This window comes from Streptomyces sp. NBC_01013 (assembly GCF_045162765.1).
Lineage (GTDB): Bacteria > Actinomycetota > Actinomycetes > Streptomycetales > Streptomycetaceae > Streptomyces.
This window is the reverse complement of the sequence record NZ_CP108687.1, coordinates 7,457,763-7,469,662: the sequence shown is the minus strand read 5'-3', so window position 1 is coordinate 7,469,662 and position 11,900 is coordinate 7,457,763. Positions and strand designations below refer to the sequence as shown.

General features: G+C 72.5%; 9 protein-coding genes. 7 read left to right on the top strand and 2 right to left on the bottom strand.

Annotated elements, in window-relative coordinates; all coding sequences use genetic code 11:
• Positions 1-15: 15 nt before the first annotated feature.
• Together OG538_RS32585 and OG538_RS32580 are read right to left on the bottom strand one after the other, a co-directional pair.
• Positions 16-1,065: a FecCD family ABC transporter permease gene (locus tag OG538_RS32585; protein ID WP_406099091.1), complete on the bottom strand. Its 1,050-nt coding sequence runs from the start codon at positions 1,063-1,065 to the stop codon at positions 16-18.
• Positions 1,062-2,144, bottom strand: a complete 1,083-nt coding sequence (locus OG538_RS32580; protein ID WP_406099090.1) for a FecCD family ABC transporter permease — start codon at positions 2,142-2,144, stop codon at positions 1,062-1,064. The genes OG538_RS32585 and OG538_RS32580 overlap by 4 nt, the downstream gene beginning before the upstream one ends.
• Positions 2,145-2,305: 161 nt before the next feature.
• On the opposite strand from OG538_RS32580, the gene OG538_RS32575 reads away from it, so the two are divergent.
• From OG538_RS32575 to OG538_RS32545, 7 genes are all read left to right on the top strand, one after another.
• The gene (locus OG538_RS32575; protein WP_406099088.1) at positions 2,306-3,298 is read left to right on the top strand and encodes an ABC transporter substrate-binding protein; all 993 of its coding nucleotides are present in this window, start codon (positions 2,306-2,308) and stop codon (positions 3,296-3,298) included.
• Complete coding sequence (locus tag OG538_RS32570; protein WP_406099086.1) at positions 3,295-4,092, top strand: 2,3-dihydro-2,3-dihydroxybenzoate dehydrogenase; 798 nt, start codon at positions 3,295-3,297, stop codon at positions 4,090-4,092. The genes OG538_RS32575 and OG538_RS32570 overlap by 4 nt, the downstream gene beginning before the upstream one ends.
• A gap of 62 nt (positions 4,093-4,154) precedes the next feature.
• Positions 4,155-5,372, top strand: coding sequence for an isochorismate synthase (locus OG538_RS32565; RefSeq protein WP_406099085.1), 1,218 nt, complete (start codon positions 4,155-4,157; stop codon positions 5,370-5,372).
• The gene (locus tag OG538_RS32560) at positions 5,369-7,036 is read left to right on the top strand and encodes a (2,3-dihydroxybenzoyl)adenylate synthase (protein ID WP_406099084.1); all 1,668 of its coding nucleotides are present in this window, start codon (positions 5,369-5,371) and stop codon (positions 7,034-7,036) included. Before OG538_RS32565 ends, OG538_RS32560 begins: the two co-directional genes overlap by 4 nt.
• A 33-nt stretch (positions 7,037-7,069) precedes the next feature.
• Positions 7,070-7,702, top strand: a complete 633-nt coding sequence (locus OG538_RS32555) for an isochorismatase family protein (protein ID WP_406099083.1) — start codon at positions 7,070-7,072, stop codon at positions 7,700-7,702.
• Between the two features lie 5 nt (positions 7,703-7,707).
• Positions 7,708-7,935, top strand: a complete 228-nt coding sequence (locus OG538_RS32550; protein WP_406099081.1) for a phosphopantetheine-binding protein — start codon at positions 7,708-7,710, stop codon at positions 7,933-7,935.
• A gap of 98 nt (positions 7,936-8,033) precedes the next feature.
• Positions 8,034-11,876, top strand: coding sequence for an amino acid adenylation domain-containing protein (locus OG538_RS32545; RefSeq protein WP_406100395.1), 3,843 nt, complete (start codon positions 8,034-8,036; stop codon positions 11,874-11,876).
• Positions 11,877-11,900: the final 24 nt, after the last annotated feature.

The following is an 11,900-nucleotide window of genomic DNA, read 5'->3' as shown; positions in this document are numbered from 1 at the left end:
TCGGTCATGTTCTGCTCACGCCTTTCCGGCGGCCCGGTCGGGCCGCAGCAGTACCCACAGGAGGAAGGGTCCGCCGAGGACGCTGGTGACGACCCCGACGGGCAGTTCGACCGGAGCGGCGACGCGACCGATCGCGTCGGCCGCTGCGATCAGCGCGGCTCCGGTCAGAGCCGAGCCGGTGACCGGGACGCGGGTGGGACCGCTCAGCCGCTGCGCGAGGACCGGTGCCGCCAGGGCCACGAAGGCGATGGGGCCGCCGACCCCGACCGCGGTGCCGGCCAGCAGCACGGCCAGGACCAGCGCGAACGTACGGACTCGTCGCAGGTCCACTCCGAGAGAGCTCGCCACCTCGTCGCCGAAGCGCAGCAGTTGCAGGCGGTACCCGGCCGCCAGGGAGAGCGGAACGAGGAACAGCAGGACGACGCCCAGCGGCACACCGGCGTCCCAGTCGCGTCCGTTGAGGCTGCCGACGGCCCAGAGGAACACGCCGCCCGCCGTGTTGTCGTTCTCGCGCGACATGATCAGGTCACTCACCGCACCGACGAAGGTGGAGACGCCGATCCCGGCCACCAGCAGCCGGTATCCGGCGCTGCCCGCTCCTCCGGCGCACAGGACGACCACGATCGCGGCGGCCACGGCACCGATCGGCCCGAGCCACCAGTTGCCGACCATTCCGGTGGCGGACCCCGCGGCAGCGGCGACCACGGCAGCGGTGGCCCCCTCGTTGACCCCGACCAGGTCCGGTGTGGCGAGCCGGTTGCCTGCCAGGGTCTGGGTGAGGCAGCCCGCGATGCCGAGGGCGGCGCCGACCAGCAGGCCGGTGAAGATGCGGGGCAGCCGGAAGTCCCGCACGATCATCACGGTGCCGGCGTCGCCAGTTCCGAGCAGTCCCGAGAGAGTCTCCGGCAGGCCCATTCCGGTCGAACTCGCCATGACCGCCAGGGTGATGAGGAGGGCCAGCAGCGGAAGGAGCAGTGCGGCAGCGAGCGCGCTGCGCCGCGGCAGGAGCCAGGACAGTGTTCCGCTGCGGAGCACGACGCTGTCGGGCGGGGTCACGTCCGTCATGCGGAGGCCCCCGCAGTGGACAGCCGGGAGGAGCGGGCGATCCACACGAGCAGGGGGCCGCCGACGAAGGCGAGCAGCACACTGACCGGGGTTTCCCAGGGCCGGATGACGATCCGGGCGAGAACGTCCGCGATGATCATGATGTCGGCCGCGATCAGTGTGGACAGGACGAGTTGGGCGGTCATCCGCGCTCCGGCCAGTGCTCGGGCGGCGTAGGGCGCGAACAGTCCCAGGAAGGCGATGGGCCCGGCCACGGCGACGGCGCAGCCGGCGAGCAGCGAGACCGCCCCGGCGACGACCAGCCGGATCCGGCCGGGATGGTGGCCCAGGGAGCGGGCTCCGTCGTCCCCGAGTCCGAGCGCCGCGAGTGGCCGGGCGCAGCCGAGTGCGGTGACCAGGCCGACGGCGATCAGGGGCAGAAGGGGCAGCAGGTCGGAGGTCTCGATGCCGGCGAGCGAGCCGATCGTCCAGTAGCGGTAGGTGTCGAAGGTCGACTGAGTGCCCAGCAGGACGTACGAGGTGAGGCCGTGAAAGGTGGCGCCGAGCGCCGATCCGGCCAGGACGAGCCGCAGCGGGGATCCGCCGCCTCGTCCGGACGCGGCGAACAGGAGGACGGCCGCGCTCGCGACCATGCCTCCGGCCAGGGCCCACACCAGGAGCGAGGCGGGGGAGTCCGCACCGAAGAAGGTGAGCCCCAGCACCACCGCGAAGGCGGCTCCGGAGTTGACGCCGAGCAGTCCCGTCTCGGCGAGGGGGTTGCGGGTGGCGGCCTGCAGGAGGCATCCGGCCGTCCCCAGACACGCCCCGACCAGGACCGCCGCCAGCGTGCGCGGCAGGCGTACGTCCACGACGGCCAGGCGCAGTTGTGCGTCCGCTCGGGCGGCCGGGTCGCCGACGAGGTAGTGCCAGGCGCCGCCCGCCGAGCTGGACCCGGTGCCGATGAGCAGGGACAGCAGGACGAGGGCCGGCAACAGGAGCACGAGACCGATGGCCGCCCGCACGGCCGCGCGCCCTTCCCGTGGCGGGGTTCGGGTGGGGCGGGATCCGGTGACGGGCCGTCCCCCTTGCACGATCAACATATGGTTAGCCTAACCTAAGTAGGCCGGGCGGCCGGCGGTGGGGCCCAGGGCTCCTCCCTGCCCTGAAACGGCGTCAACCGCCGCGCCCCGCCCCTCTCCGATCGGCGGAGAACCCGCCCGAACCGTCCTCATCACTCGAACACAAACGGAGATTTCAGGCCATGGCGCCGAATTCGACCCTTCTTTCCCGTGGCCTCGCCCGCCCGTCGGTGGCGGCCTCGCTCATCGGCATCTGTGCCCTGGCCCTCGCCGCCTGTGGATCCTCCGAGGCGTCCGACGGTTCCGACCCGGGCGCCTCCACGTCCCCGAAGGACAACCAGGTGACGGACGCGACCGGGACGTCGGTGAAGGTCCCCTCGACGCCCGAGCGCGTGGTGGTCCTCAGCGAGATGGACCTGGACGCGGCCCTCGCGCTGGGAGTGAGGCCCGTTGGGCTGACCGCCGGCCGGGGCCAGCAGGGCGCGCCCGGCTACCTCGCCGACCAGGCGAAGGGCGTCCCCGTGGTGGGTGCGGTCACCGGGCCCGACATCGAGAAGGTCGTCCGGGCGAAGCCTGATGTGATCCTGGCCGGTCAGCTCGCCGACGAGCAGGTCCTCCAGCAGCTGCGCAAGGTCGCACCCACGGTCGTCACGATCGACGGCACCAAGGACTGGAAGAAGGCGCTCTCGCTCACCGGGAAGGCCCTCGGCCGCGAGAACAAGGCCGCGGCGTTCCTCGCCGACTACGACACCCGGGTCGCCGCCCTGAAGAAGGACCTGGGCCCGGAGGCGGGCAAGAGCGTGTCCGTCGCCCGCTACTCGGCCAAGGGCTCGGCCGTCATGCAGCAGGGCGTGTTCATCAGCGACGTCCTGGGGGACCTGGGCTTCACCCGCCCCGGCATCCAGAACCGGAAGGGCGAGGGACACTCCACGCCGATCAGCGACGAGAACCTCAAGGAGATCGACGGGGACTGGCTCTTCATCGGCACCCTCACCTCCACCGGATCGGACCAGGCCCTCGTGGACGAGCTGTCCGACAGGCCGGCGTACAAGCAGCTCAGGGCAGTGAGCAGCGGTCGGTCGACCGTGATCGACGGCACGAAGTGGACGAGCCTGGGCGGGGCGCAGGCCGCCGTCTCGGTGCTCGACGACATCCGCAAGGCCATGGTCAAGTGAACGCCGACCGGGAACTCACCGGCCGGCTCGCCCTCGTGACGGGGGCGGGCCGGGGGATCGGCGAGGCGGTGGTGCACGCCCTCGTCGAACGCGGCGCCCATGTCCTCGCCACCGACCTCGCCCCCCACGGCCTCGACGCGCTCGCCGGGAAGTACGGCGAGCGGGTCGCCGCCCGCACGCTCGACGTCACGGACTCCGCGGCCGTCGAAGCGCTCGTCACGGAGGCCGCGGACACGCTCGGTCCCCTGGACATCGCGGTCAACGTCGCGGGAGTGCTGCGGTGTTCGGCGGTCGCCGAGCTGACGGACGAGGACTGGGCGGCCACCTTCGCCGTCAACACCGACGGGGTGTTCCACGTCTCGCGGTCGGTTTCGCGCCGGATGGCCGGACGCGGCACGGGCAGCATCGTCACCGTAGCGTCCAACGCCGCGGGCATCCCCCGTACGAACATGGCCGCTTACGCGGCGTCGAAGGCCGCGGCCGTCATGTTCACCAAGTGCCTCGGCCTCGAACTGGCTCCCCTGGGCATCCGCTGCAACACGGTGTCACCGGGCTCGACCCTCACCGACATGCAGCGCGGCATGTGGCCGGCCGGAGACGCACAGGACGAACGGGCCGCCGCCCAGCGGGTCATCGACGGGGACGGAGCGAGCTACCGCACCGGCATTCCGCTCGGCCGGATCGCCGACCCGTCCGACATCGCCGACGCCGTCGCCTTCCTCGTGTCCGACCGCGCCCGCCACATCACCCTGCACGACCTCTACGTCGACGGCGGCGCCACGCTGCGGGCCTGACCCGCCCCGCCCGCGACCTCCGACAGCGGATCCCAGCCCTCCCCCACTGGAGACCAGAAGACATGTCCGCCTCACTGCGCACACCCGACGCCCCGCACCGGGCCGCCCCCCGGACCTCCCCTCCTCCCTCCCCCGGCGCGGCGACCGCACTGCTCGACGCCTACCGGCCCGGCACCGACCGCTTCCTCGCCTCGTCCCGCCGGACACTCCTCGCATCCGGTACCGCTGCCGACGTCCCGCACGACTCACGGCCGTTGAGTACCCGGGTACGCGAAGTGCTCGACGCCCGGCGGCGCGCCGGTGACCCGGCGCCGATCGTGGTGGGCGCGCTGCCGTTCACTCCGGACGCCCCGCCTTCGCTGGCGGTCCCGCGGTCCGTGCGCCGGGCTTCGGCCCTGTGCGAGGACCCACTCATCGCGCTCCCCGGCCCGTCGGCGGGGCCCGGCACCTGGCAGACCCGCGAGGTCCCGCCCGCCGCCGACTACGCCGCCGCGGTGGCGGCGGCGGTGCGGCGGATGCGTGCCGGGGAGTTCGGCAAGGTCGTCCTCGCCCGCACCCTGGAGCTGACCTCGTCGCACGACCTCGACCTGCCGGCCATGCTGCGCCGGCTCGCGCAGCACGACCCGGAGGGGTACACCTTCGCCGTCCCCAACGGACCGGACCGCACCCTCATCGGCGCCAGTCCCGAACTCCTGGTCGCCCGCGCAGGAAACGTACTCACAGCCAATCCGCTGGCCGGCTCCGCGCCGCGCAGCGATGATCTGGCCGAGGACGTGCGACGCGCGGCAGTGCTCCTGGAGTCCCCCAAGGACCTGCACGAACACGCCGTGGTCGTCGACGCCGTGCGGGAAGCCCTCGCCCCGTTCTGCGAGAGCCTCGACGTCCCCGAACGGCCCACGCTCGTACGGACCGCCGCCATATGGCACCTGTCGACGACCGTCACCGGCAGGCTCACGGATCCCGGCATCTCCTCTCTCGACCTCGCCTCGGCGCTGCATCCCACACCCGCGGTGTGCGGCACCCCGACCGGCACGGCCCGCTCCGTCATCGCGGAGTCGGAGCCCTTCGACCGGGGCGCCTATACCGGCATGGTCGGCTGGCAGGACGCGGACGGGGACGGTGAGTGGGTCGTCACGATCCGCTGCGCCGAGGCCGAGGGCCGCTCACTGCGGCTGTTCGCCGGTGCCGGTGTCGTGGCCGCTTCCTCGCCCGAGGCGGAGACCGCGGAGACGGGCGCCAAGTTCCGCACCTTCCTCAGCGCCGTGGGGGCCGCGCTGTGAGCGCCGCCCCGCAGGACGACGCGCCCACCTGGCCGGCCGGCTTCGCCGAGCGCTACCGTGCGGCCGGGCACTGGCGCGGTGAGACGTTCACCGACGTGCTCCGGGCGCGCGCCGCTGCCCACGGCGGCCGGGAGGCGGTCGTCGACCCCGCGGACGGGCGGCGCGCCTGGACGTACGCTGAGCTGGACGAGCGTGCGGCCCGTCTGGCGGCGGGGTTCGCGGCGCGCGGCATCGCCAAGGGTGACCGGGTCGTCGTCCAGCTGCCGAACGTCGCGGAGTTCATCGAGGTCGTCTTCGCCCTCTTCCGGATCGGCGCGCTGCCCGTCTTCGCCCTGCCCGCGCACCGGGAGACGGAGATCGGCTATTTCTGCTCGTTCACCGAGGCCGTCGCCTATGTGATCCCGGACCGGCACGCCGGCTTCGAACACCGTGTGCTGGCGACCGCGGTCAAGGCGCGGACTCCGGGCCTGAAGCACGTGTTCGTCGTGGGCGACCCCGGCGAGCACACCGCTCTCTCCGACGTGCCGTGCGAGGAGTCCGGTCCGCTCGACGGGCCCCGGCCGCACGACCTGGCCTTCCTCCAGCTGTCCGGCGGCACGACGGGAGTGCCCAAACTCATCCCGCGTACGCACGACGACTACATCTACTCGTTGCGCGGCTCCAACGGGATCTGCGGTGTCGACGCGGCCACCCGGTTCCTCGTGGCGCTGCCGGCCGCGCACAACTTCCCGATGAGCTCCCCGGGGTGGCTGGGCGCGCTGTACGCGGGCGGCACGGTCGTCCTGTGCCCGCGGCCCGACCCGGCGACGGCCTTCGTGCTCGTCGAACAGGAGCGGATCACCATGACGGGGGTGGTGCCGCCACTCGCCCTGGTGTGGACCGAGGCCGCGCCGGACGCGGAGCAGGACCTGTCGAGCCTGGAGCTGGTCCTCGTCGGAGGCGCCAAGTACAGCGAGGCGGCGGCCCGGCGCCTGGAACCCGCCCTGGGCTGCCGGCTCATGCAGGTCTTCGGGATGGCGGAGGGTCTCGTCAACTACACCCGGCTGGACGACGACCGGGAGACCGTGGTCACCACGCAGGGCCGGCCGATCTCCGAGGATGACGAGATCAGGATCGTGGACGACTGCGGACAGGAAGTCGCCGAGGGGGACTTCGGGCATCTGCTGACCCGTGGCCCGTACACGATCCGCGGCTACTGGCGTGCCCCCGAGCACAACAGGACGGCCTTCACCGAGGACGGCTTCTACCGCACGGGCGACATCGTGCGCCGCACCGCGAACGGCAGTCTCGTGGTGGAGGGACGGGCGAAGGACCAGATCAACCGGGGCGGCGAGAAGGTCGCGCCGGAGGAGATCGAGAACATCATCCTCGCCCACCCGTCCGTGCACGACGTGTCGGTGGTCGGCGTCGCCGACGCGTTCCTGGGCGAACGCACGCTCGCGTACGTAATCCTGCGCGAGGGCTGCGAACCGATCGGCTCGGTCGCCGTGAAGCGGCATGTGCGCGAGCGTGGAGTCGCCGCCTACAAGGTCCCCGACCTCGTGGAGTTCGTCGGCGTCTTCCCGCGGACCGGCATCGGCAAGGTCAGCAAGAAAGGGCTGCGCTCCGGGGCCGCGCCCCACCCCCGCCCCGGCACGGCCCTCGTCCCCGCCGAACAGCACTGAAGCCGCACCGCGCGGCACCGAAAGGCCCCTCTCATGGCACTCCCCGCCATCGCCCCCTATCCCCTGCCCGGCGCGGACGACCTCCCCGCGAACCGGGTCGCCTGGACCGTCGACCCGACGCGCGCCGTGCTGCTCGTCCACGACCTCCAGAACCATTTCCTCGGTGCGTACCGCTCCGGCGAACAGCCGCTGACCGGCATGCTCGGCAACACCGCCCGGATCATCGAGGGGTGCCGCGCAGCCGGCGTCCCGGTGGTCTACTCGGCACAGCGCGGCGGCCAGACCGCCGAGGAACGCGGGCTCCAGTTGGACTTCTGGGGTCCCGGCGCGGCCGACGACGCCGAGGCCCTGGCCATGCCGGAGTCCGTCGCACCGGCAGCCGGTGACACGGTGCTCACCAAGTGGAAGTACAGCGCGTTCGTCCGCACCGAACTTGAGTCCCTGATCCGGGAGCCGGGCCGCGACCAGCTGGTGATCACCGGTGTGTACGCACACATCGGCGTGCTGATGAGCGCCGCCGACGCGTGGATGCGGGACATCCAGGCGTTCGTCGTGGCCGATGCCGTCGCCGACTTCTCGCGCGCGGACCACGACATGGCCCTGCGCTGGGCGGCGGGCCGCTGCGCGTTCGTGACCACCACCGACGCCCTTCTGAAGGAGATCTGAGCGCCGTGGCCCTCACCCTGGTAGGGATCCGCAACGACGTCGCCGCGTCCCTGGGCGAGGACCCCGCGGACATCCCCCTCGACGAGAACCTCATCGACTACGGACTGGACTCGGTCCGCATCATGGCGTTGCTCGGCGGGTGGCGCCGCGAGCACGACGTGCGGGCCGACTTCGCCGATCTCGCCGAACAGCCCTCCATCGAGGCCTGGGCCCCGCTGCTGGGGGTCTCGTGACGGTCCTGCTCACCGATGGCGACGGCGACGGCGACGGCGACGGCACGAGGGTGGACGGTCCCGACACCGAACTGCCCCTGACAGCCGCCCAGTCGGGCATGTGGTACGCGCAGTCCCTCGACCCTCTCAGTCCGGCGCAGAACACCGCGGAGTGCCTGGAGATCGACGGGCCGCTCGACCCGGAGGTGTTCGCCGCGGCGCTGCGCCGGGTCGTCGACGAAGCGGACGCGCTGCGCGTCCGGATCGAGGACGGGCCGCAGGGGCCGCGACAGATCGTGGCGGGCTCGGTCGGTCTGCCGCTCACCGTGCACGATCTGCGGGATGTGCCCGATGCGGACCAGCGGGCGGAGGCGTGGATGCGCGCCGACCTCGCCGAGCCGTGCGATCTCGCGGCGGGACCGCTGTTCCGGCACGCGCTCTTCCAGGTCGGAGAGGAGCGCTGGCTCTGGTACCAGCGGATCCATCACCTCGTCATGGACGGTTTCGGCTACTCGCTGCTCGTCCGGCGTACGGCCGAGGTGTACTCGGCGCTCGCCAGGGGGCGGGAGCCCGGGCCCCGGACCTTCGGGACACTGACCGACCTCGTCGCGCAGGACGCCGACTACCGGTCGTCGGAGGCGTTCACGGCAGACCGCGCCCACTGGTCCGACACCTTCGCCGACCGGCCGGAGGCGCCCCGGCTGTCGGGGCGCGGCGCACTGCCGTCCCGTACGTTCCTGCGCCGCACCGCCCACCTCGGTCCGCACTCCACGGAACGGGTACGCGAACTCGCGACGCGGTTGCGCGCGACCTGGCCGGAGGTGCTCATCGCCGCCCAGGCCCTCTACACCTCGCGCGCGACCGCCCGCGCCGAGGTGGTGCTCGGGCTGCCCATGATGGGGCGGTTGGGGTCCGCCGGCCTGCGCGTGCCCGGCATGGTGATGAACGTCCTGCCGCTGCGGGTGACGGTCACCCCGGGCGCGAGCTTCGCCGAGCTGGTGCGTCAGGTCGTGCGCGGCATCCGCGCGGTCCGCCGCCATCAGCGCTACCGCTACGAGGACATCCGCCGCGATCTGCGGCTGCTCGGCGAGAACCGCGGCCTGGTGGGTCCGCTCGTCAATGCGATGCCCTTCGACTACGACGTGGACTTCGCGGGGGCGCCGGCCCGGGCCCGCAATCTCTCCGCGGGCCCGGTCGACGACCTGACCCTCAACATCTACGACCGCGCGGACGGCCGCGGCCTGCGCGTCGACCATGACGGCAATCCGGCCCTGTACGACAAGGACGCCCTCGCCGCCCATCAGGAGCGGTTCCTGCACCTCGTGGAACGGCTGACCGGGACGGACCCGCACACGGCCCTCGCCGAACACGGCATCGCAACACCTGCCGAACACCCCCTGGTCGTCGAGCAGTTCAACCGCACGGCCCGTGAACTGCCGCCGACGACACTGATCGGCCCGATCGAAGCGCAGGCCGCCCGCACCCCGGCCGCGACCGCGCTGGTGTACGGGGACGTCTCCCTCACGTACGCGGAGCTGAACACCCGCGCCAACCGGCTCGCCCGCCACCTGCGCACCCTGGGCGCCCGGCCGGGGGCCGTGGTGGCCGTGGCGGTGCCACGCTCGGTGGAACTGATCGTCTCGCTGCTCGCCGTCCTGAAGTCGGGGGCCGCCTATCTGCCGCTCGACCCGGAGTACCCGGCGGAGCGGATCACGTACATGCTGCGTGACGCGTCACCCGTCTGCGTGATCACCGACCGGGCGGACCGCCTCGCCGGTGACGCCGCGACGGGGCGGGTCGTCCTCGACGGCCTCGACGTCTCCGGGTACCCGTGGTGCGATCCGTCGCGCCCGCTGACGCCCGCCCATCCGGCGTACGTCATCTACACCTCGGGATCCACCGGCCGTCCGAAGGGTGTCGTCGTGTCGCACGGTGCGATCGACAACCGGCTGCGCTGGATGCAGGACACCTACGGGCTGACGGCGGACGACCGGGTGCTGCAGAAGACACCCTCGTCGTTCGACGTGTCCGTGTGGGAGTTCTTCTGGCCGTTGCGCCAGGGTGCGGCGCTGGTCGTCGCGGAGCCGGGCGGCCACAAGGACCCCACCTATCTGGCCCGGCTGATCCGCGAAGAGGCCGTCACCACCTGCCACTTCGTACCGTCGATGCTCCAGATCTTCCTCGCGGAGACGGACCCGAGTGCGTGTGACGGACTGCGCCGGGTGTTCTGCAGCGGGGAAGCGCTGCCCCGGGAGACCGCGCGCACCTTCGGCCACGGTCTGCCGCACGCCGAGCTGCACAATCTGTACGGGCCGACGGAGGCAGCCGTCGACGTCAGCTTCCACGCGTGCGCGGCGCACGACGCCGGGCCCGTGCCCATCGGGCAGCCCGTGTGGAACACCCGGCTGTACGTACTCGACGCCGCGCTGCGGCCGTGCCCGCCAGGGGTGCCCGGCGAGCTGTACCTCGCGGGCCGGCAGCTCGCCGACGGCTATCTGAACCGTCCGGACCTGACCGCCGCCCGGTTCGTCGCCGATCCGTTCGGAGGTCCGGCGGAACGGATGTACCGCACGGGGGACCTGGCGCGCTGGACGGAGCAGGGCGAGGTCGAGTACCTGGGGCGCACGGACCACCAGGTCAAGCTGCGCGGGCAGCGGATCGAGCTCGGCGAGATCGAGGCCGCTCTGGCCGCCCGGCCGCGGGTGGACGGGGCCTGTGCCCTGGTGCGCGAGGACCGGCCAGGCGAACAGCGGCTCGTCGGATACGTGACGGGATCCGCTGATCCCGCGGCCGTACGCGCGGCACTGACCCTCGCTCTCCCGGAGCACATGGTGCCGTCGGCGGTGGTCGCGCTCGACGCCTTCCCCCTGAGCCCCAACGGAAAGCTGGACCGCCGCGCGCTGCCCGCCCCCCTCTTCACCGGCGCCGGAGACGGTCAGCGGGCGATGAGCGCCCGCGAGGAGGCGCTGGCTCTGCTGTTCGCGGAGGTGCTCGGCGCTGCCGAGGTGGGCCCGGACGACGCGTTCTTCGATCTGGGCGGGACCTCGCTGCTCGCGGTCCGGCTCGTGGCGCGGGTCCGGGAGGAGTCCGGCGCCGAGCTGACGATCGGTTCGCTGTTCGAGGCGCCCACCCCGGCAGCGCTCGCCGCCCGGATCGACGGTGCGGGGCCTGCGGCCGAGGATGCCCTGGACGTCGTCCTTCGACTGCGCGGGGGCAACGCGCGGACGCCGCTGTTCGCCATCCACCCGGCGGGCGGCATCGCCTGGTGCTACGCCGGGCTGGCCGCCCGGCTGGGACCGGATCAGCCGGTGTACGGCATCCAGGCACGCGGCCTGGTTCGCGACGAACCGCTGCCCCGGACCCTAGAGGACGAGGCGGCGGACTACGTGCAGCGCATCCGGGAGGTCCAGCGGCACGGCCCGTACCGGCTGCTGGGCTGGTCGGTGGGCGGGGTCCTCGCGCACACGGTGGCAGTGATGCTCCAGGAGAGCGGCGAGGAGGTCGAACTCCTGGCGCTGCTCGACGCGTTCCCCGCCGAGCAGTGGCGGGAGCGCCCGGCGCCGGAGGAAGGCGACGCCCTTACCGCGGTGCTGCGCATGGCGGGATTCGAGCGCGACGGTGAACGTACCCGCGAGGACGTGCTCGCCACGCTGCGCCGGGCGGGCAGCCCGCTCGCCGGGCTCGGGGACCGGACGCTCTCGAAGATCGTCGACATCGTGCCCAATCACGCCCGCCTGATGCGTGAGCACGTACACCGCGGTTACGACGGCGACTTGTTGTTCTTCACCGCGGCAGCTCCGCGGGCGGAGGACTGGCTCACCCGAGAGGCGTGGGGCGCGCATGTGTCGGGCACCGTCGTGAACCATGATCTGGACTGCACGCACCCGCAGTTGATGCAGGATCGGTTCCTCGACACCATCGGGGATGTGCTCGGGACCCGCCTGAAGGAACTGGACGCCTGACCGGTAGTGGGGGAGGCGGCAGCT